The organism is Pseudomonas sp. RSB 5.4, from assembly GCF_037126175.1.
Lineage (GTDB): Bacteria > Pseudomonadota > Gammaproteobacteria > Pseudomonadales > Pseudomonadaceae > Aquipseudomonas > Aquipseudomonas fluorescens_H.
Window position 1 is genome coordinate 3,535,782 of sequence record NZ_CP146986.1, and the last position, 21,185, is coordinate 3,556,966.

At 61.6% G+C, this 21,185-nt stretch carries 16 protein-coding genes, 1 tRNA gene and 1 pseudogene; 12 read left to right on the forward strand and 6 right to left on the reverse strand.

All coding sequences use genetic code 11. The annotated features are described in order from the left end of the window. Positions 1-404: 404 nt before the first annotated feature. Complete coding sequence (locus V9L13_RS15940) at positions 405-2,462, forward strand: methyl-accepting chemotaxis protein (protein WP_338799991.1); 2,058 nt, start codon at positions 405-407, stop codon at positions 2,460-2,462. Here V9L13_RS15940 and V9L13_RS15945 read toward each other — a convergent pair. After that, positions 2,455-3,357, reverse strand: a complete 903-nt coding sequence (locus V9L13_RS15945) for a LysR substrate-binding domain-containing protein (protein WP_338799992.1) — start codon at positions 3,355-3,357, stop codon at positions 2,455-2,457. The two genes, V9L13_RS15940 and V9L13_RS15945, sit on opposite strands and share 8 nt — an antisense overlap. Positions 3,358-3,584: 227 nt before the next feature. Here V9L13_RS15945 and V9L13_RS15950 point away from each other — a divergent pair, with 227 nt between their 5' ends. From V9L13_RS15950 to V9L13_RS15975, 6 genes are all read left to right on the forward strand, one after another. Beyond that, entirely contained in the window at positions 3,585-4,703 is a 1,119-nt protein-coding gene (locus tag V9L13_RS15950; RefSeq protein ID WP_338799993.1) for an ABC transporter ATP-binding protein, read from the forward strand. A 15-nt stretch (positions 4,704-4,718) separates the two neighbouring features. After that, positions 4,719-5,639, forward strand: a complete 921-nt coding sequence (locus tag V9L13_RS15955) for an ABC transporter permease (RefSeq protein ID WP_338799994.1) — start codon at positions 4,719-4,721, stop codon at positions 5,637-5,639. Beyond that, on the forward strand, positions 5,639-6,445 hold the full coding sequence (locus V9L13_RS15960) for an ABC transporter permease (protein ID WP_003228176.1): 807 nt from the start codon (positions 5,639-5,641) through the stop codon (positions 6,443-6,445). Before V9L13_RS15955 ends, V9L13_RS15960 begins: the two co-directional genes overlap by 1 nt. 27 nt (positions 6,446-6,472) lie before the next feature. After that, positions 6,473-7,519 carry an extracellular solute-binding protein gene (locus V9L13_RS15965; protein ID WP_338799995.1) on the forward strand — a complete coding sequence of 349 codons (1,047 nt, stop codon included), beginning with the start codon at positions 6,473-6,475 and terminating at the stop codon, positions 7,517-7,519. A gap of 61 nt (positions 7,520-7,580) precedes the next feature. Continuing rightward, positions 7,581-9,035: an amidase gene (locus V9L13_RS15970; protein ID WP_338799996.1), complete on the forward strand. Its 1,455-nt coding sequence runs from the start codon at positions 7,581-7,583 to the stop codon at positions 9,033-9,035. Positions 9,036-9,121: 86 nt separating this feature from the next. Then, positions 9,122-9,198 (forward strand) — tRNA-Met (locus tag V9L13_RS15975). A gap of 105 nt (positions 9,199-9,303) precedes the next feature. On the opposite strand, the gene V9L13_RS15980 is transcribed toward V9L13_RS15975, so the two are convergent. Further along, a complete protein-coding gene (locus tag V9L13_RS15980; protein WP_338799997.1) occupies positions 9,304-10,416 on the reverse strand; it encodes a DUF2817 domain-containing protein in 1,113 nt (370 codons plus the stop codon). Positions 10,417-10,686: 270 nt separating this feature from the next. On the opposite strand from V9L13_RS15980, the gene ggt reads away from it, so the two are divergent. The 3 genes and pseudogenes from ggt to V9L13_RS15995 form a co-directional block, all read left to right on the forward strand. After that, positions 10,687-12,519, forward strand: a complete 1,833-nt coding sequence (gene ggt, locus V9L13_RS15985; protein ID WP_338802876.1) for a gamma-glutamyltransferase — start codon at positions 10,687-10,689, stop codon at positions 12,517-12,519. Between the two features lie 395 nt (positions 12,520-12,914). Next, the gene (locus V9L13_RS15990) at positions 12,915-13,283 is read left to right on the forward strand and encodes a hypothetical protein (RefSeq protein ID WP_338799998.1); all 369 of its coding nucleotides are present in this window, start codon (positions 12,915-12,917) and stop codon (positions 13,281-13,283) included. A 130-nt stretch (positions 13,284-13,413) separates the two neighbouring features. Then, positions 13,414-13,569 (forward strand): annotated as a pseudogene (locus V9L13_RS15995) (transcriptional regulator); the annotation flags it as partial. Positions 13,570-13,589: 20 nt separating this feature from the next. On the opposite strand, the gene V9L13_RS16000 reads toward V9L13_RS15995, so the two are convergent. From V9L13_RS16000 to V9L13_RS16010, 3 genes are all read right to left on the reverse strand, one after another. Beyond that, positions 13,590-14,222 (reverse strand): LysE family transporter, encoded by a 633-nt coding sequence (locus tag V9L13_RS16000; protein ID WP_262143313.1) that lies wholly within the window; start codon positions 14,220-14,222, stop codon positions 13,590-13,592. Positions 14,223-14,297: 75 nt separating this feature from the next. Further along, on the reverse strand, positions 14,298-14,897 hold the full coding sequence (locus V9L13_RS16005) for a flavin reductase family protein (RefSeq protein WP_103521180.1): 600 nt from the start codon (positions 14,895-14,897) through the stop codon (positions 14,298-14,300). A gap of 173 nt (positions 14,898-15,070) precedes the next feature. Next, the gene (locus tag V9L13_RS16010) at positions 15,071-16,387 is read right to left on the reverse strand and encodes a PAS domain-containing methyl-accepting chemotaxis protein (RefSeq protein WP_003228186.1); all 1,317 of its coding nucleotides are present in this window, start codon (positions 16,385-16,387) and stop codon (positions 15,071-15,073) included. A gap of 239 nt (positions 16,388-16,626) precedes the next feature. Here V9L13_RS16010 and V9L13_RS16015 point away from each other — a divergent pair, with 239 nt between their 5' ends. Further along, positions 16,627-17,997, forward strand: coding sequence for a gluconate:H+ symporter (locus V9L13_RS16015; RefSeq protein ID WP_003228187.1), 1,371 nt, complete (start codon positions 16,627-16,629; stop codon positions 17,995-17,997). Positions 17,998-18,003: 6 nt separating this feature from the next. On the opposite strand, the gene V9L13_RS16020 is transcribed toward V9L13_RS16015, so the two are convergent. After that, positions 18,004-19,317: an MFS transporter gene (locus V9L13_RS16020; RefSeq protein WP_338799999.1), complete on the reverse strand. Its 1,314-nt coding sequence runs from the start codon at positions 19,315-19,317 to the stop codon at positions 18,004-18,006. A 312-nt stretch (positions 19,318-19,629) separates the two neighbouring features. Between V9L13_RS16020 and V9L13_RS16025 the strand changes: the two genes are divergently transcribed. Further along, a complete protein-coding gene (locus V9L13_RS16025) occupies positions 19,630-21,048 on the forward strand; it encodes a TIGR00366 family protein (RefSeq protein WP_338800000.1) in 1,419 nt (472 codons plus the stop codon). Positions 21,049-21,185 lie beyond the last annotated feature (137 nt).

Sequence of the window (21,185 nt, forward strand, 5' to 3'; positions counted from 1 at the left end):
CACGCAGGCAGGTGCGCCAATGTGCCATTTTTCGGTGCGCCAGCGCCATCCCCTTAGCCAGCTAACTAACGTCCAACTCCATAACTCATCAACCCCTGTAGGAGCTGCCGCAGGCTGCGATCTTTTGATCTTGCCCTTAAAACAAAATCAAAAGATCGCAGCCTTCGGCAGCTCCTACAGGGGAAAGGGTGATAGCGCAACGCCATGGTCTGAATCTTGCCTTGCTTCTCTCCTCGAACGCGGCCGCCTTACAAAGGCAGCCGAGAATGGGAAGTTTCGCTACAGAGCCGGCCTACAGAGCGGGCGAGAGTGAACTTTCGAGGCCTTTTAGCAGGGCACGACATCGAGGTCGCACGACCGCGATGCACGCCATTGGTGCGTGGTGTCCAGAGGAGTCATGAGGCATGCAGGCTTTCTTGTCACCGGGGATCAAATTGCTGGGGCGGTTTGGATTCGCACGTAAATTCCAGCTGTTGTTTCTGCTGTTCATTCTGCCGTTGGCCGGCAGCCTGTTGATGATCGGCCAGGACTATCGCGACAAGCTCAACCTGATTTCCGGCGAACGTGCCGGGGTGCGCCAGTTGCTCAGCCTCGATGCGCTGGACAACCTGCTCGCCGCCCAACGTGACCGCGCCGCCCGTTGGCGCGCCACCGAAACCAATCGCCAGCCAACCCCGGCAACTCTCGCCGCCATGGCTGCGTTCGACAAGGTTCAGCCCTCTGTTCTGCAAGCCACCACGGATCTGGGCGACGCCCTGAAAAATGAAGGTGCCGAAGGCGAAACCCTCGCCCGCTATCAAGCCCTGCAAACCGCGCTCGGCGGTCTGGATTCGAAAAGCCTGAGCAGCGTCGGCTGGTGGCCGGACGGTTATGAGCGTTTCACCAACGCCCTCAGCGCCCTGCAAGCCTTGCGCGAGCAGATTGTCATGGACAACCGCCTGACGCTGGCGCCATGGCTGGAAACCTATCTGCTGACGCAGATCTCCACGCAGCACGCACCGGATCTGATCGAGCGCGTGGGTCGCCTGGCGGCGGTCGGCCAGGCTTCGGTGGTCTCGGGACAATTCACTCTGCAAAGCCGCTTGCAGTTGCGCGACCTGCGCGGCCGCATCGGCGATGCCCGCGAGCAGCTTGTCAAAACGGCAAGCCTGCTCGAAGCGCGCCTGCCGAGCGATCTGCAAACCTGGGCCGGTCAGTACCACGACCGTCTCAAGCGTCTCGATGCTGGGCTGAAAGTGCTGGATGACGGCGTGTTCGGCGGCAGCATTACCCTCAAACCGGAAGACTTCGAACGCAGCCTCGATGCACTGCTGGGCGATCTTGCGTCGCTGCGCCAGCAATCACTGCTGTCGCTGGATCAGCGTCTGGACGCCTACCACGCTTCGGCGATTCGCCAGTTCATCGTGGTCGCGGCGATCTTCGGTTGCCTGCTGCTGGCGGCGCTGTACCTGTTCGTCTGCCTGCAGGCTTCGATCCGCCGCAGCGCCAGTGGCATTACTCTGCTGGCCGAGGCCCTGCGTGACGGCAACCTGAGCTTGCAAGTGCCGGTGGTGGGCCGCGATGAGCTGGCGGCGATCAGCACCGCGCTCAACGTTGCCGTGGTGCAACTGCGCGCCAGCATGCTCGGGGTCGATCACGAGACCTCGCAACTGAGCCACGCGGTGCGCAGCCTCAACGATCACTCCAGCGGCGCGCTCAGCGAAGTCGAGGCGCAGCAGTTGCAGATCAGCCAGATTGCCGCCGCCGCCACGCAACTGGCCGCCACTTCGCAAGGGGTGGCGCAGAGTTGCGAACAGGCTTCCGGCAGCGCTCAGCACACTCGGCGCATCGCCGCCGACAGCAGCCGCGACAGCCAGCGCACCACGGCGAGCATTCAGCAACTCAACCAACGCCTCAACGACACCGCAGCGGCACTCGGTCGAGTCAGCGAGCAAGGTCAGCAGATTCAACTGGTGGTCGATACCATTCGTGGCGTCGCCGAGCAGACCAACCTGTTGGCGCTCAACGCCGCGATTGAAGCGGCACGCGCCGGCGAACAGGGGCGCGGGTTTGCCGTGGTCGCCGATGAGGTACGCAGCCTGTCGCAACGCACTCAGTCATCGACCGCGCAGATTGCCGGCACGGTCGATAGCCTGCGTGCCACGGTCAACGAAGCGGTGAGTCTGATGGAAGCCGCCTGCGGCCAGGCGCAATCGGATGCCGAAGCCGTGACCGGTCTTGGTGAACGTCTCGGCGAAATTGCCAGCGCGGTGCAGAGCGTCACGGACACCCTGGCGCAGATCGCCACCGCCGTCGAAGAACAGGCAAGCACCGCCGATGAAGTCAGCGGCAATATCCAGCAGGTCGATCAGGCCGCAGTGCGTCTGCTGGAAGGCGCCCGTGCAGTGAACCTGGCGGCGGACACCCTGAGCCAGGGCAGCAAGGCCCTGAGCGACAACACCGCACGCTTCCGCCTCAGCTGATCCGCGCCTCGGGGAAGTCCGCTTCCAGCTCGGTCTTCAGCCACTGAATAAACCACGCCGCATCCGCCGACAGTTCGGCGGACGGCGTGAGGACCCGATAGCTTTCCAGCTTCACCTGGGCGTCCACCGCGCGCACCAGTTTGCCGGATTTGAGTTCCTCGCGAACCAGCACTTCGTTGGCCAGGGCTATGCCCTGCCCGCTTTCGGCCACCGACAGCGCGTGATCGTTGTTGACGTAGAGCATGTCCGAATTGAGGTGAATATCCAGGTCGTGCGCGGCGAACCACAGGTTCCACCATTCGCCATCATCGACGTGGATCAGCTCGTGACGAACCAGATCGGCCGGGCTGGTCACAGGTCCGATGCTGGCGAGATAGTGCGGGGTGCAGATCGGAAACACGCGCGGGCAGATCAACGCTTCACGGGAGTCGGCGTATTGCCCGTCGAGGCCATAAACAATGCCCAGATCGGCGCTTTTGCCATCGACTTCGGTGAAGGTCGAATTCGGCTCGATGGCGAACTTCAAACCCGGACGCAAATGGCGCATCGCTTCGATGCGCGGCATCAACCAGCGCTTGGCGAACCCCGGCACCACCATGATCCGCAACCAGCGCTCGGCCTCTTTGGGCTGCGCTTCCTTGCCGGCCTCGATGATCAACTGCAGGGCGGCGGCGATCTTGCGGTGGTACTTCTCCCCCGCCGCTGTCAGGTTGACCCCGCGCGAAGTGCGCTCGAACAACTGAATGCCCAGCCACTCCTCCAGCAACTTCACGTGCCGACCAATCGCTGGCTGGGTCACATGCAGGGCTTTCGAGGCTTCGACGTAGCTGCCCAGGCGCGCGGCGGCATCAAAAGCACGCACCGCGTTGAGTGGCGGCAAACGGTGGTCGGGCATGATTCCTGGCACCTTTGGCTGTTAAATTAACTAACACCTGCCATGTTTAAATTGAAGTTTCGCCCCGCGCAAGCCCTCGCTGATAATCGAGCCACAGCAGAACAAAAAAACAGCTGGTTTCACCCCGAACGCAATCTCGATCCTGCCCAGAAAAATAATATCCATGGCCCGACGACGTCGCTGATTCACAGCGCCATCGCAGGCGATGGGGGAATCGGAGGTAACGCATGAATGCCCTGCATTCGCTGCAAACGCTGGCGGTGTCGATCCGCTCGGTGCGCAAGGTTTACGGTGATCCGAACACCGGTCCGGTGGCGTTGAAAAACATCGACCTGGACATCCGCGACAACGAATTCTTCACCCTGCTCGGCCCTTCCGGCTGCGGCAAAACCACCCTGCTGCGGATGATCGCCGGCTTCGAGTTTCCTACCGAAGGCGAGATCCTGCTGTACGGCGAAAACATCGCTGATCGCCCGCCGTTCCAGCGGCCGGTCAACACAGTGTTCCAGCATTACGCACTGTTCCCGCACATGACCATCGCCGAAAACCTGGCCTTCGGCCTCGAATCGCAGCCGATGGGCAAAGTCCTGAGCAAGACGCAGATCGCCGAGCGCGTGCGCGAGATGCTCGCGCTGGTGCAGATGGAGCGCTTCGCCCAGCGCAAACCGGCGCAGCTGTCCGGCGGTCAGCAACAGCGTGTCGCCCTCGCCCGCGCACTGGCGCCACACCCCAAGGTGCTGCTGCTCGATGAGCCACTGTCCGCGCTCGATCTGAAGCTGCGCCAGGCCATGCGCGAAGAGCTGAAATCGATTCAGGCCAAGACCGGCATCACTTTCATCTTCGTCACCCACGACCAGGAAGAAGCGCTGACCATGTCCGACCGCATCGCCGTGTTGTCCGAAGGCGAAGTGCAGCAGGTCGGCCGCCCGCAAGACATTTACGAACGCCCGCGCAATCGCTTCGTCGCCGACTTCATTGGCGAAACCAATTTCATCGAGGGCACGGTCACGCAAGTCGAAGACGGCATGGCCTGGTTCGCCGGGCCGGCCGGGCATCCGTTGCCGGCGCAAGCGTGCAGCGATGTGGCGGTCGGCGCCAGCGTGACGTTGTCGGTGCGTCCGGAACGCCTGCATCTGGTCGCAGCCGACATGGAAAACGCCTTGCCGGGCCGGATCGAAGCGCAGATCTACCTTGGCACCGATCTGCAATATCAGGTCAGCCTCAGCGACGGTTCGCGCCTCACCGTGCGCACGCCCAACTGCGTCGATCAGAGCCTGCGCTTTGCCGTCGGCAGTCAGGCCGGTCTGTTGTTCGACCGGGGAAGCGCCTGCGTCCTGCACGATTGAGCCCGAGGAGTTGCCATGCACGCCTTACCGATTGCCAACACGCTGGAACGCCGCAAGGCTTTCCAGAGCTTCCTCGGAGTGAGCCCGGCGCTGCTCGCCATCGGCTTGTTTCTGGTGGTGCCGATCCTGATCGTCATCGGCTATTCGCTGATGGAAGCCAACCCCTACGGCGGGGTCAATAAAGTCTTCAGTACTGATGCTTACACCTCGTTGCTGTTCGAACGCCAGATGGACGACAGCCTCGCGTTCGCCGACTCCTATCTGATCATTGCCCTGCGCTCGATCGGCATCGCCGGGCTGACCACGATCATCACCCTGCTGATCGGTTTCCCGGTTGCGGTGTGGCTGGCGATGCAACCGGCGCACCGGCGTGGCTTGCTGATCTTTCTGATCACCGTGCCGTTCTGGGCCAACCTGCTGATTCGCACTTACGCGTGGATTCTGCTGCTGCGTAACACCGGAGTGATCAACAACAGCCTGATGGGCATGGGCGTCATCCATGAGCCGTTGCAGTTGTTGTACACCGATGGCGCGGTGCTGCTGGGGCTGGTTTATACCTACGCGCCGTTCGTGGTGTTGCCGATCTACGCGACGCTGGAAAAGATGGATATTAGCCTGCTCGAAGCGGCGCAGGATCTGTATGCCGGCCGCGTGCGCACCTTGCGCAAAGTGGTGCTGCCGATTGCCAAACCGGGGATTCTCGCTGGCGCCATCCTCACCTTCGTGCCCTGCCTGGGCGCAATGATCGCTCCGGAATTGCTCGGCGGCGGCACGCGGATGATGCTCGGCAATCTGATTTTCCGGCAGTTCAGCGATGCCCGTAACTGGCCGTTCGGCGCCGCACTGTCGCTGGTGCTGATGGCCGCCGTGATGCTGGTGCTGACCGTGTATGCCCTGCGCGCCGAGCGCCAGCGCATCGCCAAGGGAGGTGCGTGATGCTCGGATTATTCAAACGCAAAGGGCTGGGCGTGCAGGACTTCCCCGGCTTCGGCGGCTTCAGTTTCCTGTTCTATCTGTACCTGTATGCGCCGATCGTGGTGCTGGTGGTGTTCTCGTTCAACGCCAACCAGTCGGCGACGGTGTGGACCGGGTTCAGCCTCGACTGGTACCGCGCCGCGTTCGCCAATCAGGCCCTGCGCCAGGCCGCCGGCAACAGTCTGTTGATCGCGGTCTGCGCAAGCATGATCGCCACCGCGATTGCCACCCTCGCCGCCCTCGGTACTTCGCGCGGTGCCAGGTTCAAGGGCCTGCAACTGTCGATGGGCGCAATCATGCTGCCGCTGGTGTTGCCGGAAATCGTCGTCGGTGTGGCGACGCTCGCGCTGTTCTCGACCATCGGCCTGTCACTGGGTTACGGCAACCTGATCATCGCCCATACGGTGTTCTGCATTCCGTTCGCCTACCTGCCGATCCGCGCTCGCCTCAACGACATGGACCTGTCGCTGGAGCAAGCCTCCGCCGACCTCTACGCCGGCCCGTGGCGCACCTTTCGCAAAGTGACGTTGCCGCTGCTGATGCCGGGGATTTTCTCCGGGCTGATGCTGGCCTTCATCGTCTCGCTGGATAACTTCGTGATCTCGATGATGGTCTCCCAGGCCGGCACCACCACCCTGCCGATCTTCATCTTCGGTCTGTTGCGCATGGGCGTGACACCCGACGTCAACGCCGTCTCGACCCTGATCCTCGGCGTCTCGGTGCTGTTCGTCAGCCTCTCTTACCTGCTGGGCAAAAAGCCCGCCTGAACCTTCTACGAACCGTGGGGAAATAACATGAGCAAGTGGATGAAAAGCGTCGGCACCGGGTTGTTCCTGACAGTGCCGCTGGTGATGACCGGCAGCGTTCAGGCCGCGGAAAAACTCAACGTGGTGAGCTGGAGCGGGTACTTCTCGCCGGAGATTCTCGCCAAGTTCCAGAAGCAGACGGGCATCGAAGTCACGGTCGACTCCTACGACTCCAACGAGACCCTGCTGGCCAAGCTGAAACAGGGCGGCGCTGGCTATGACGTGGCGATTCCGTCGCACCAGTTCATCCCGATTCTGATCAAGGAAAACCTGCTCGAGCGTTTCGATCCGGTCAAGGAACCGTACTACGCCAGCGTTGTGGATAACCTGAAAAAACCGAGCTGGGACCCTGAAGGCGCGTATTCGGTGCCGTTCATCTGGGGCACCACCAGCGTGGTCCTCGACAGTGCGCGCTACCAAGGGCCGGCCGATAGCTACAAAGTTTTGTACGAGCCGCCAGCCGAGTTGCAGGGGCGGATCAACATGTTCGATTCGGTCAGCGACATGGTCGACATGGCCAGCCTGTATCTGAACATTCCGCTGTGCAGCGAAGACCCGAAACAGATGCAGCAGATCCTCACGCTGCTCAAGGCGCAGAAGCCGTTCGTGAAGACCTACAGCTCCAAGGCCGGTTCGATCCGCGAAAACCTTGCCTCGGGTGAAATCGACATGTCGATGTTCTGGGGCGGCTCGTCGATGCGCGCCCGCGAGATGAAACCGAGCCTGAAATACCTGTACCCGAAAGAAGGCGTGCTGGCCTGGGTCGACAACATGGTCATCCCCACCGGCAGCAAGAATCCGGCGAATGCCAAGGCCTTCATCGCGTTCCTCAGCCAGCCGGAAAATTCGGCGATGACGCAGAACTTCCTCAAGCACCAGAGCCCGATCAAAGGCGTCGAACCGTTCCTCGATGCGGCGCTCAAGGATGCGCCGGAATTGCACATTCCCGAGGGCACCAACGTGGTGTTCAGCAAGACCTGCGGTGAAGGCGCGATCCGCCTCGCCGACCGTCTCTGGACCAACCTGATGCGTTGATCCCTGCCGCCCCGGCATGCAGCCGGGGCGTTTCTCCAGCCGTCTGAAAGGCGCCGTTGTCATGAACTCCAATAACATCAGCGAACTGGTCCTGCTGCAGGCCCACGCCCTAGCCGACCTCATCCGCCTGCGCCAGGTGTCCTGCCGCGAAGTGATGCAGACTTATCTTGCCCATATCGAACGCTTCAATCCGATGGTCAACGCGCTGATCAGCCTGCAGTCGCCCGATGTTCTGCTGGCTCAGGCCGATGCGCGCGATGCCGAACTGGCGCGCGGTGAATACCGTGGCTGGATGCACGGCCTGCCCCACGCGATCAAGGATCTGTCGCTGACCCAGGGCATCCGCACCACGCTGGGTTCGCCGCTGTTCAAGGACTTTATCCCCGAGCGCGACGGCATCATGGTCGAGCGGATCAAAGCGGCCGGCGCGATCATCATCGGCAAGACCAACACCCCGGAATTCGGCCTCGGTTCGCAGAGCTATAACCCGTTGTTTGGTGCGACTGGCTGTGCTTTTGATCCGAGCAAAACCGCTGGAGGCAGTAGCGGCGGCGCGGCGGCCGCACTGGCGATGCATCTGGTGCCGGTTGCGGATGGCAGCGACATGATGGGCTCGCTGCGCAATCCGGCGGCGTTCAACAACATCTTTGGTTTTCGTCCGTCGCAGGGGCGTGTGCCGTTTGATGACAGTGCTGATCTGTTTTTTGATCAACTCGGTTATGAAGGACCGATGGCGCGCAGCGTTCGCGATGCAGCGTTGTTGCTTTCGGTACAGGCCGGGGGCGATGCGCGGGCGCCGCTGTCGATCAGCGAATCCGGGGAGGCATTTGCCGCACCGCTGGAGCGCGACTTCAAAGGCACTCGGTTGGGGTGGCTGGGGGACTTCAATGGCTATCTGCCGATGGAGAGAGGTGTGCTGTCGCTGTGTGAGAAGACCTTTGCCGACTTTGAAAGCATCGGTTGTCAGGTTGAGTCGGTTGAGCCGGGTTTCGCGCCTGAGCGGCTGTGGAGCAGTTGGCGGACGCTACGACACTGGATGGTCTCGGGGTCTTTGGGCGCGACGTATGCCGATCTGCAAAAACGTGCGTTGTTGAAACCGGAAGCGATTTGGGAGGTGGAAAACGGCTTGAAGCTCTCGGCCAGCGAAGTGTTCGCCGCATCCGCGGTGCGCAGCGATTGGTATCGGGCGATTTCGCGCTTGTTCGAACGCTACGATTACCTGCTGCTGCCCAGTGCCCAGGTCTTCCCGTTCGATAAAACCCAGCCGTGGCCGACGTCTATCGAAGGCGTGAGCATGGACACGTATCACCGCTGGATGGAGGTGGTCATCCCCGGCACGCTGTCGGGTTGCCCGGTCGCCAACGTTCAGGCGGGATTCAATTCAAATGGTTTACCGATGGGCCTGCAGATCATCGGCCGGCATCAGGCGGACTTCGCGGTTCTGCAATTGGCGCACGCGTATGAACAGGCCAGCCGCTGGTTCGAACGCTGTCCTTCACCGCTGCTCGGCCAATGATTTTGATAAACGGTTGAAAGCGTAGAAAAAAATTTTAAATTTACGCTTGACGCTTTTCCATTTCAGGGGAATAATGCGCGCCACTTGGCTACATAGCTCAGTTGGTTAGAGCATAGCATTCATAATGCTGGGGTCCGGGGTTCAAGTCCCTGTGTAGCCACCAAGTACTAAAAACGGCTTACCGAAAGGTAGGCCGTTTTTTTATGCCTCGAAGAAACATCATCTGTGGTGAGGGGATTTCTCCCCTCACCACAATGCCAAACCTGACCTATTCAGGCTGCTCTGCCGACAAGGCCATCAACCCCCTCGCCCAGATCTGCCGAGTGCGTAACCCGACCATCGCCCGCCAGTCAGGATCAGCCGGATAGAACTGTTCCAGCAGTTTCAACTTGATCGCCCGCCCCGTCGCATCCAGCGGATCGCCATGCAGATGCAGCCAATGGTCATCACGCAAGTAACGATGCACCTGCGGCCCCGGATACGTTCCGCACTCGATCACGAATGGCATCAGTTGCACGCCCGGCAACGCATCGAGCAATGCCTGTGAGGTGTAGCCGGTAGCCGTCGCTGCGACACCGGTTTCGCTCAGCGTTTCGGCACTGGTGTGCAAGGTGTACAGCCACGGGCCGTAGATCGATTGCGCCTGGGTCAGTGCCGGGTAAGGCGCTTCGGTGATGGTCAGCAACATGGGATGGCCGTACTCGCCGGCGCCGGTGTGCAGGTCGAAACACATCACGGTTTCCGCGCCCGCCAGATGCGCGTCGATGATCTGGTGCAGCGTGCGATTCGACCAGCTCGGCGCGCGGCCGCCATAGAACAGTCCATCGGGATGGCTGTGCTGACCGCCCTCGACAATCGACATCACCGCCGGCCAGCCGTGTTCGGCAATCTGTGCGTCGAGCAAAGCGTCGGCACGCTGACGCTCGGGGCCGTGCAAATCGGTGCAGGCGTAGATCTCGTGCAGCGTGGCGTAGGCGCGGTTGTCCGGCAACGGGGCGGCGAAATCCAGATGATTGCGGTTGAGGTCGATGTTGTCTTCGTTGACCCGGCGCAGCCAGGCGGTGCCCCATGGGTTGATCAGGTGGATCATCACCACTGCGACATCCTTGGGCAGCGAGCCGGGAACGAAAGCCTGCAGCCAGTCAATCTGACATTCCGAACCGTAATAGCCCTCGACCCCATGGGTGCCGCTGAGTGCGACCAGCCGGCGTTTGGCTTGCGGGTCTCCGAGCACCGCGACATCGGTGCTCAGCGGTTCGCCAAACGGTCCGCAACGCGGATGGGCATATGAAGTCAGGATTGCGCCGGCAGCTGTTGCGGCCGCCAGAAACGCTTCGCGTTGTTGGCGGTAACTGGACTCGGTTGGAAACTCGCTGTGCATATCGGCCTCTTGTGATTTTTATGGCTTGACCTGTGTAGGAGTGAGCCTGCTCGCGATAGCGGTGGCTCAGTCAGCAATGATGTTGAATGTGATGACGCTATCGCGAGCAGGCTCACTCCTACAAGGGATCGTATGCGTCCGATCAATTGCGGTTGACCCTAGCGAACATCCGCCCCGAAAAGAAAGACAAAAATGCCCACCGGTTTGCGTCGCGACCGACCGGTCGATAAAGTCCGTCAGACCTTTCATCCCACGGACGGAGAGCCCCACGTGTTTCCAGCCCTGCCCCTGAGCCGTTTTCGCCTGCCTGCCCTGACGCTGATCATCAGCGCCCTGACCCTCACCGCGTGCAACGCCCCGCCCTCCTCGACCTTGCCGCTGGCACCGGAAGCTGCGTCCGGTTATCGCACCGATCTGCAGACCCGTCATGCCAGCAAACACATGGCTGCTGCCGCCAATCCGCTGGCCGCCGAGGCCGGGCGCGAGATGCTGCGCAAGGGCGGCTCGGCCATAGACGCGGCGATCGCCATGCAGGCGGTGCTGACTCTGGTAGAACCGCAATCCTCCGGGATCGGTGGCGGTGCGATGATCGTGTTGTGGGACGGCAAACAGGTGCGCACCTACGACGGACGCGAAACCGCCCCGGCGGGTGCCACCGAGAAGCTGTTCCTGCAGGCCGACGGCAAACCGATGCCATTCCCGCAGGCGCAGATCGGCGGTCGGTCGGTGGGCACTCCGGGCGTGCTGCGTGCGCTGGAAATGGCACACAAGCAACACGGTCGCCTGCCGTGGGCCACGCTGTTTGAGCCGGCGATCAAACTCGCCGAGCAGGGTTTCGCGATTTCGCCGCGCCTGCATTCGCTGCTGGAATCCGACCCGGTGATCCGTAAATCACCGGACATGGCCGCCTACTTCCTCAACCGCGACGGCAGCGTCAAAGCCATCGGCACCCGTCTGCAGAATCCGGCATTGGCCGCCGTGCTCAAGCGCATCGCCAACGAAGGCCCGGACGCGCTGTACAAAGGCCCGATTGCCGAGGAGATCGTCGCCAAGGTGCAGGGCCACGCCAATCCCGGGAGCCTGTCGCTGAATGATCTTCAGCGCTATCAGGCCAAGGAACGCGCACCGCTGTGCACCGACTACAAACGCTGGCAGGTCTGCGGCATGCCGCCGCCGTCATCGGGCGGGATCGCCGTGGCGCAGATTCTCGGCACCTTGCAGGCACTGGAAAGCCGCGACCCGCGCCTGTCACTGACGCCACTCAAACCCGTGAAAACCAACAAACCGGCCGGTATCGAACCCGATCCCCAAGCCGTGCATCTGATCGCCGAAGCCGAACGCCTGGCCTACGCCGACCGTGCGCAATACGTCGCCGACACCGATTTCGTTCCGGTGCCGGTCAAAGGTCTGGTCGACCCGGGTTATCTGGCCAGCCGCGCCAGCCTGATCGGCGAACGCAGCATGGGCAGCGCCCAACCGGGCACCCCGCCGGGCGTGCAAGTGGCCTACGCGCCGGATCGCTCGCCACTGCGCATTTCCACCTCGCAAGTCGTCGCCGTGGATGACCTCGGTGGCGCGGTGTCGATGACCACCACCATCGAAGCGGCGTTCGGCTCGCACCTGATGGTGCAGGGCTTTTTGCTGAACAACCAGATGACCGATTTCTCGTTCATCCCCGAAGAGCACGGGCAGAAAGTCGCCAACCGCGTCGAACCCGGCAAACGCCCTCGCTCGTCGATGGCCCCGACGCTGATCTTTGATCGCCACAGCGGCGAATTCCTCGCCAGCGTCGGCTCGCCGGGCGGTTCGCAGATCATCGAATACGTGGCCAAGACCACCGTCGGCCTGCTCGACTGGAACCTCGACCCGCAAAGCGCCATCAGCCTGCCCAACTTCGGCAGCCGCAACGGCCCGACCGAACTGGAACAAGGCCAGTTCAGCCCGGCGTTGATTCAGGCGTTGAAGGACAAGGGCCACACAGTCAACGAAATCGACATGACCAGCGGCACCCAGGCGATCGTGCGGGTCAAGGATGCGCAAGGGAAAGCCTCGCTGGCCGGTGGTGCCGATCCGCGGCGTGAAGGGGAAGCGTTGGGGGATTGAGGCGACAAGGGTTGCGTAAAAGGCCTGCCGCAAGGCAAGCCTTTTACGCAACACACTGCGTATTTCAAATCGGGATGTTTAATAGCGGCCAAGCAAACGCAGAACCGTCCCACAAGGTTTTCAGGTTGTCCGTCGGACGTCAGCTCTCTAGCCTGTGAACGTCGCTGCCAATTCAGCGGCCGGGATTGGAAACCCCGAGTAGAACCGAGCGCACAAGCTCCTTTCATAACGTATCCTTGCGCACTTCAATGTGTGCACTCCGTTATGGCGGCTGTGCGCGGGAGACCTTCGGGTCAACCGGGTTCTCCGTTCCCCGGGTTTCCAACCTGCGTACAGCTGCCACCCTTTCGTTCGGAAACCGAATGGGTCAGCTCCAATCCTGATCGGAGAGCACCATGAAAAAGCCAACACCCAATCCCCCCGAAACAGATATCGACCCAACCTCTCCTTACGCCTCCATCGACAGCAAAAAGCTCCACGAAGCTGCCGACCGCGCTCTTGATCATTACCTCAAACCGGCCGCCCACATCATGGCGTCCACGCGCAGTTACGAACCGATGTACCTTGCCAACCCGGTGTATGACACCGAATCCCTATTGGCCAATGCCAGTGAAACACTAGGCTCGGTCACCGAGATGCTAAACAACTTTGCCGCCGTACTGGACACCTCGCACCGCAAGACCGCGCTGGGTATTGCGCAAATCGTCATGCTCAGTGAGCTGGCGGTGAATCAGGCGCTGAATAACGTTCAGCCGGTCGCGTAGTTATCGCAATGCATAAAAAATCCGATGCCGGGCAGGCATCGGATTCTTAATTCCTGGCGTTGTCCAGAATAGACCTGGCGTGCCTTATTGCCCTAGAGGCAGCCCCCCCCCCTTTGAAGTGAAGTAATCCATGAACGCACGCCCAATTCATAACGAAGAAGACTATCGTGCGGCGCTCAAAGACATGTCTGCACTTTTCGACAACGAGCCAGTGCCGGGTACTCCTGAAGGTGATCACTTTGACAGCATGATCAGCCTTATCGAAGCTTACGAGGCCAAACAGTTTTCCCATCCAAGAACTACGGCTCAGCGATTAGCCACCAGATGCGCCCCAAACAGCAGATAACAACCACCGGCCAAGCGATCCAGCCATTGCCGTGAACGCTCGTAAACACTCGCGATCCGGCGGCTGGCGAAGAACAGCGCGACGCTGCAATACCAGCTGAACGACAGCGTGGCCATGGTCAGCACGGCCAGTGTCAGCAGTAGCGGCGGGACGTGGGCCGGCATTGCGGTGGCGAAGATGGTGGCGACGAACAGTGCCGACTTGGGGTTGGTCATGTTGCCCAGAAAGCCCCGCCCGTAGGCGCCCAGCAGGGTCTGTTGCGACTCATCCAGCGTACCGGCGGCAATCGGCGCTTTGCGTTTGAACTGCTTGAGGCCGAGGTAGATCAGGTAGCAGCCACCGGCGATCTTGAAGCTCAGGTACAGGGTTGGCGCCGCGCTGAACAAGGTCTGAATCCCCAAACCGCCGGCCAGGCCCCACAACACGGTGCCGCTGGCGACGCCCAGCGCCGCGACCATGCCATGGCGTCGGGAACGGCTGACCGCCAGTTGGGCGATGTTGAAGAAGTTCGGGCCGGGGGTGACCACCGCGACCGTCCACAACAGCGCCAGCGACAGCAACGGGGCGAGATAGCTGGAAAGCGAAAGGTCCATGGGGCGAGCGCCTGATTGGTTCGACAATGCCCCACACCTTGCTACATCCGGCGCGCGTTTTCCATCAGATGCAGGTCACAGCGGCAGGGTTTTACCGTCCACCGCATCGCCAATCGTCAGGAAATGCCCGCCGGCCACGTGGTGCAGCGTGCGCAAGCCATCATGCCCGTCGAAATGCCAGCGCCCGTCGCTGAACACCCGCTCATCGGCCTGGGCGGCGATGACTTCGGCGAGGAACAGGTCGTACTGCTCGTGGTTGCGCGGTTCTGGCAGCAAGCGGCATTCGAGCCAGGCCACGCAGCCTTCGAGCAGAGGCGCCTCGACGGTTTCACCGGCGAAGGTTTGCAGGCCATAAGCCTGAAACTTGTCCTGCCCCTGATTCTGCTGGATCTCCAGCCCCGAGGTATTGCCGACGGTTTGCACGATGTCAGCCTGATTGACGCACGGCACGTTGAGCACAAACGTGCCGGACGCTTCGAGCAACTGGCGCGTCCAGGTGGACTTGTCGAGGACGACGGCGACTTTCGGCGGTTCGAAATCCAGCGGCATCGCCCAAGCGGCGGCCATGATGTTGCGCTGGCCGTCATGGGCGGCGCTGACCAGCACGGTCGGCCCGTGATTGAGCAGACGATAGGCTTTGTTCAAGGGCACCGGGCGGCGGTGGGAAGCACTCATGGGGATCTGCTCCGGGGAAAAGGAACAGATTGTAGCGCCAGACCACAGAAAGAAGGCGGATGAAAAACCTGTGGGAGCGAGCTTGCTCGCGAAGGCGATAGGTCAGTTACATCAATGTTGAATGACACACCGCATTCGCGAGCAAGCTCGCTCCCACATGGGATCAATGGAGGTTAGTTAGACAGTTGATTGGCAAACTGGCCGACCGCATCCACCACTTTCTGCGCGCCGTCCTGAATCTCGACGATCACCGTGCCCGCCTCCGCCGCCAGCGCCAGGCCTTGCTCGGCCTGCAGCTTGCCGTCGGTCATCAACGCCACAGCATTGCGCGCCATCTCCTGGTTCTGTCGCACCACGGTGACGATCTCTTCGGTCGCCTGACTGGTGCGCGAGGCCAGTTGCCGCACTTCGTCGGCCACCACCGCAAAGCCTCGGCCCTGTTCACCAGCGCGAGCCGCCTCAATGGCGGCGTTGAGCGCCAGCAGGTTGGTTTGCTCGGCAATGCCGCTGATGGTTTTGACGATGGTGCCGATCACCTGCGACTGCTCGTTCAGCGCCTCGATGCCCTCGCCGGCCGCCTGCATGTGGCGCGACAGATCGCGCATCACATTCACCGCCTCGGTGACCACCGTGGTGCCCCGTTGCGCGGTGTTGTCGGTTTGCTGCGAAGTGCTGTAGGCAATGCTCGCCGCGTCGGCAACCGCCTGTTCGCGGTTGACCTGATCGGTGATCACCGTGGCGAATTTCACCACTTTGTACAGTTTGTTGTTGGCATCGACCACCGGGTTGTAGGACGCCTCCAGCCACACCGTACGACCATGGCTGTCGACCCGCTTGAAGCGTTCGGCGACAAACTCACCGTTGTTCAGGCGACGCCAGAAATTCTGGTACTCGGCGCTGTTGTACTCCTCGGGTGTGCAGAACATCCGGTGATGTTTGCCTTTGATCTGCGCCAGGCTGTAACCCATGCCATGCAGAAAGCGCTCGTTGGCATTCAACACGTTGCCATTGAGGTCGAACTCGATCACTGCCGTCGAACGCACCAGCGCACCGATCAGGTTTTCGTGTTCGCGGGAGGCTTCGATGGTGCGGGTCAGATCGCTGGAGAAAATCGAGAAATGCTTGATCCGCCCGTCCGAGGAACGCACCGGTTGCACGATGGAGCGCAGCCACGCCTCTTCGCCATTGCCGCGCGAGAGGCGCACGGCCCCGGCGAAATGCTCGCCCCGCGTCAGTGCGGCCTTGAAGCGATGATGGAATTCGTCGGACTTCACATGCGCCGGGACGATGTCTTCAATGGCACGCCCCACCAGGTCCTGGCTCTTGTAGAGCATCTCGGTCAGGAAGTTCTGGTTGACCGACTGGATCCGCCCATCGGCCTCCAGGGTCAGCACCAGCATCTCGCTTTCCAGGCTTTCCTTCACCTGCAGCAGGCTGGAGAGTTCTTCACGAAGAGTGGCCAGCTCTTGCTTGAGGCGTTTGTTGAACATGGGAAAGTACCGATAGGCAGGGTAGAAAGCGGGATGCAGCCTAACCATCGGCCTTGGAAAACTTTTCTGAAGAGCTATTGAGACTGGTCAGTCAAAAATAATCTCAATAGGCCATTGGTCTAAACCGTCACCCCGCAACACGGTTACAAAAGCGGCCGCTCTGGCCCGGCCACTTCAGGTATTCTCAGGGCAAATTGCAACAACATGTTGCCGGTAAATGCCCGATAAGGAGTCCCGTTTTGGATTTATCGACCGCTGCCTGGATGGTTCACGACACGCGCCTGATTCTTTGCTGCCTGCTGGCGATTGCCACCATCATTGTGCTGATCAGCGCCACTAAACTTCCGCCCTTTCTCTCGATCCTGATCGGCACCTTTATTGCCGGTGTCGGCGCCGGTTTGCCCCCGGAAGACGTGGCCAAGGCGTTCAGCAAAGGCGCGGGGGCGATTCTCGGTGAGGCCGGGATCATCATTGCCCTGGGCTCGATGCTCGGCGCACTGATGGCCGAGTCCGGCGCGGCCGACCGCATCGCTTCAACCTTGCTCGGCCTGGGTAAAGGCAAGTCCCTGCCGTGGGTCATGGCGCTGGTGGCGATGGTGATTGGCCTGCCGCTGTTCTTTGAAGTGGGCCTGGTGATGATGGTACCGATCATCTTTGTCATGGCCCGTCGTTCGGGTCAGCCACTGTTGAAAATCGCGATTCCGGCCCTGGCCGGGATGACCACCCTGCATGCCTTGATGCCGCCGCACCCCGGGCCGCTGATCGCGGTCAGCGCGTTGCATGCGGACCTTGGGCTGACCATGTTGCTGGGCTTCAGCATCGCGATTCCGGCGGTGATTCTAGCGGGGCCGATCTACGGCAATTGGCTGTCGAAACGCATGCACGTCGATGAACCGGCAGAGCTCGGCGCACTGTTCAGCGCCCCACCGAAAGCGCCGCGCCAGCCGAGTTTCGGCATGTCGCTGCTGATCATTCTGTTGCCGGTGCTGCTGATGCTCGGCAGCACCCTGGCGAAAGTCGCGATGAGTCCGGAAAGCAGCGTCGCCCTGACCCTGAAGTTCCTCGGCGAACCGTTGGTGGCGCTGGGCATTGCGGTGATGGCGGCAGTGATCTGCCTTGGTTGGGCCAACGGCATGCCGCGCGAGCAAGTCGGCGGCACGCTGCGCAAAAGCCTGGCGCCGATTGCCGTGTTGCTGCTGACGATTGGTGCCGGCGGCGGCTTGAAGCAAACCTTGCTGGATGCCGGCGTCAGCCAGACCATCAGCAAAGTCGCCGAAGGTGCGCACATGCCGTACCTGTTGCTGGCCTGGCTGATTGCCGTGGCACTGCGTCAGGCTACGGGTTCGGCGACAGTCGCGACCACGACGACGGCGGGGATTCTGGCGCCGATGATGGCCGGACTCGCCGCGACGCAGAGCTCGTTGGTGGCGCTGGCGATTGGCGCCGGCTCAGTGTTCTTCTGCCACGTGAACGACGCCGGCTTCTGGATGGTTCGCGAGTACTTTGGCTTGCAGCTCAAACAGACGATCTGGGTCTGGTCGATCCTGCAAACCATTGTCTCGGTGGTGGGACTGGTCGGGACGTTGCTGTGGTGGCACTGGCTGACCTGACACTCGTCAGGAACAGGGCGCCACGGATTGGCGTCCGACAGCGCTCATGCGCGAACCGAAATACGCTGCACTGACAATGCCGACAGCACCCATCACCGCACAGAACATCACGCAGATCCATGGGCTCCACGGCATCAGACCGATCAGCAACAGCGGGGTGATGCTCGCCCACGCGGCGTAGGCAATGTTGTAGGTGAAGGAGATGCCCGACACGCGAATCCGCGCCGGAAACAATCCGACCATCACCGACGGCACCGCGCCGACCACACCGCAGGCCAGACCGGCGATGGCGTATGCCAGGCCCACCCAGTTGCCGCCCGTGATCAAGCAGCTGTAAAGCACGCCAACGCCCAATGGCAGCAGCAGGCTATACAGCATGACCGTGCGCCAGGCACCGATGCGATCGACCAGCAACCCGGCAATCACACAGCCGATGTTGAGGAAGACAATGCCCAACGCGCTCAGGGCAAAGGTGTGACTGGCGCTCATGCCGAAGGTTTTCTGCATCATGGTCGGGGTGATGACCACGAACACCACCACCGCCGACGTCAGCACGCAGGTCAGCAGCATCGCTGGCAACATTGCCAGACGATGCTCGCGCAGCACCGTGCGCAGCGGCAGTTCGACCCGCGCTTCACGCTGGGCTTCCATGGCCATGAACACCGGGGTTTCGCTCAACCAGCGGCGCAGGTACACGCCGATCACACCGAACACACCGCCGAGCAGGAACGGATAACGCCAGGCGTAATCGAGGATTTCTGCCGGGGTAAACACCTGCGCGAGGAACGTCGCGGTCAGCGCGCCGATCAAGTAACCGAAGGTCAGCCCGGCCTGCAAAAAGCCCAGCGCGTAACCGCGATGCCCGGCAGGCGCGTGCTCGGCGACGAACACCCAGGCGCTCGGCACTTCGCCGCCGACCGCCGCGCCTTGCAGGATGCGCAGCGCCAGCAACAGCAGCGGTGCGAAATAACCGATCTGGGCATAAGTCGGCATGATCCCGATCAGCAGGCACGGCAGCGCCATCATCAGGATGCTCAGACTGAAAACCTTTTTCCGGCCCAGGCGATCGGCGAAATGCGCCATCAGAATACCGCCCAGCGGGCGCGCCAGATAACCGGTGACGAAGATCCCGAAGCTTTGCAGCAGGCGCAGCCACTCGGGCATTTCCGGCGGGAAGAACAATTGGCTGAGGGTCAGGGCGAAGAACACGAAAATGATGAAATCGTAGATCTCCAGCGCCCCGCCGAGGGCCGCAAGGCCGAGGGTCTTGTAGTCGGAACGGCTGAACGGCGCCGGTCGCGCTGTGGATTGGGCAGTCATGGCAAAGAACTCTGGCAGGCAAAAAACCAAGGCGCCCATGGTCTACGCAAATCTGCCTGGGGACAACCCGTTAGACCATAGTCCCGGATGGGCAAAACCTGCTCACAAAATAGCGGCGGTTGATTTACTGTTGAGGCTTGTCTGCAGCCACAGTCCAGTGAAAACCTGTGGGAGCGGGCTTGCTCGCGAATGCGCTGTGCCAGCCAAATCAGTGTCGACTGACACACCGCATTCGCGAGCAAGCCCGCTCCCACCCAAAGCACTCAGCGTGCTGCAGACCTGAAAATAACCATAAAAATCGAGGTACTCCCTGTGGCCGTTGATATCGAAGATAGCCGCTCCGCGCGCTTTGCCTTGCGCTGTTCAAGCTTTGCCGAACGCTGGTTCCCCGACTCCTGGGTGTTCGCCGCACTGGCGGTGATCATTGTCGCGCTGGCCACTTTGGCCATGGGCGCCAAACCCACCGATGCCGCGATGGCCTTTGGCGACGGGTTCTGGAGCCTGATCCCGTTCACCATGCAAATGGCCTTCGTGGTGATTGGCGGCTACGTCGTCGCCAGTTCGCCCCCGGCGGTCAAGCTGATCGACAAACTGGCGCGCATCCCGAAAAACGGCCGCTCTGCCGTGGCCTGGGTCGCGCTGATCTCGATGGTCGCCTCGCTGCTGAACTGGGGCCTGTCGCTGGTGTTCGGCGGTTTGCTGGTGCGCGCCCTCGCCCGCCGCACCGATCTGAAAATGGATTACCGCGCGGCCGGTGCGGCGGCGTATCTGGGCCTGGGCGCGGTCTGGGCGCTGGGCCTGTCCTCATCGGCGGCGCAGTTGCAGGCCAACCCGGCCAGCCTGCCGCCGGCGATCCTGTCGATCACCGGGGTGATTCCGTTCACCCAAACCATCTTCCTCTGGCAGTCCGGCGCCATGCTGCTGGCGCTGATCGTGATTTCGATCATCGTCGCCTACGCCACCGCACCCGGCCCGAACTCTGCGCGCGATGCCAAGGATTGTGGCATCGACCCGGCGTTCAACCTGCCACCGCTGCAACCGCGCACCCGGCCCGGCGAATGGCTGGAGCACAGTCCGCTGCTGATCATTCTGCTGGTGCTGCTGGCGGCCGGCTGGCTGTTCCACGAGTTTTCGAGCAAACCGGCGATCACCGCGATTTCCGGGCTCAATACCTATAACTTCCTGTTCATCATGCTCGGCGCCCTGCTGCACTGGCGGCCACGCAGCTTCCTCGATGCGGTGGCCCGGGCGGTGCCGACCACCACTGGCGTGCTGATCCAGTTCCCGCTGTACGGCTCGATCGCCGCGCTGCTGACCACGGTCAAAGGCGCCGACGCACAGACCTTGGCGCATCACATCTCGAGCTTCTTCGTCAGCATCGCCTCCCACGACACCTACGCGTTGCTGATGGGCGTGTACTCGGCGATTCTCGGCTTCTTCATCCCGTCCGGCGGCGGCAAGTGGATCATCGAAGCGCCGTACGTGATGCAAGTCGCCAACGATCTCCAATACCACCTCGGCTGGGCGGTACAGATCTACAACGCCGCCGAAGCCTTGCCGAACCTGATCAACCCGTTCTACATGTTGCCGCTGCTGGGCGTGCTCGGCCTGAAGGCGCGCGACCTGATCGGCTTTTCGTTCGTGCAATTGCTGGTGCACACGCCGCTGGTGCTGTTCCTGCTGTGGGTGCTGGGCACGACATTGGCGTATACGCCGCCGGTCATTCCTTGAGTCAGTGCGGGGCGCGGTCAATCGGCCGACGCCCCGCCTTTCCCTTCCTGACAGCGCTGCGTCGAGGCCGACATGGCTTTCTGTCGCAAATAATGGCTCAGCGCCATCATCGTCCTTTACCGCATCACCGCCTCGGT

What these genes read in the sequence shown, in the direction of transcription:
- V9L13_RS15965 (WP_338799995.1), top strand. Translation starts at nt 6,473, where the DNA reads ATGAGCAAGTGGATGAAAAGCGTCGGCACCGGGTTGTTCCTGACAGTG.
- V9L13_RS15960 (WP_003228176.1), top strand. Translation starts at nt 5,639, where the DNA reads ATGCTCGGATTATTCAAACGCAAAGGGCTGGGCGTGCAGGACTTCCCC.
- V9L13_RS15955 (WP_338799994.1), top strand. Translation starts at nt 4,719, where the DNA reads ATGCACGCCTTACCGATTGCCAACACGCTGGAACGCCGCAAGGCTTTC.
- V9L13_RS15980 (WP_338799997.1), bottom strand. Translation starts at nt 10,416, where the DNA reads ATGCACAGCGAGTTTCCAACCGAGTCCAGTTACCGCCAACAACGCGAA.
- V9L13_RS15990 (WP_338799998.1), top strand. Translation starts at nt 12,915, where the DNA reads ATGAAAAAGCCAACACCCAATCCCCCCGAAACAGATATCGACCCAACC.
- V9L13_RS15970 (WP_338799996.1), top strand. Translation starts at nt 7,581, where the DNA reads ATGAACTCCAATAACATCAGCGAACTGGTCCTGCTGCAGGCCCACGCC.
- V9L13_RS15945 (WP_338799992.1), bottom strand. Translation starts at nt 3,357, where the DNA reads ATGCCCGACCACCGTTTGCCGCCACTCAACGCGGTGCGTGCTTTTGAT.
- V9L13_RS15940 (WP_338799991.1), top strand. Translation starts at nt 405, where the DNA reads ATGCAGGCTTTCTTGTCACCGGGGATCAAATTGCTGGGGCGGTTTGGA.
- V9L13_RS16000 (WP_262143313.1), bottom strand. Translation starts at nt 14,222, where the DNA reads ATGGACCTTTCGCTTTCCAGCTATCTCGCCCCGTTGCTGTCGCTGGCG.
- V9L13_RS16005 (WP_103521180.1), bottom strand. Translation starts at nt 14,897, where the DNA reads ATGAGTGCTTCCCACCGCCGCCCGGTGCCCTTGAACAAAGCCTATCGT.
- V9L13_RS16020 (WP_338799999.1), bottom strand. Translation starts at nt 19,317, where the DNA reads ATGACTGCCCAATCCACAGCGCGACCGGCGCCGTTCAGCCGTTCCGAC.
- V9L13_RS15950 (WP_338799993.1), top strand. Translation starts at nt 3,585, where the DNA reads ATGAATGCCCTGCATTCGCTGCAAACGCTGGCGGTGTCGATCCGCTCG.
- V9L13_RS16010 (WP_003228186.1), bottom strand. Translation starts at nt 16,387, where the DNA reads ATGTTCAACAAACGCCTCAAGCAAGAGCTGGCCACTCTTCGTGAAGAA.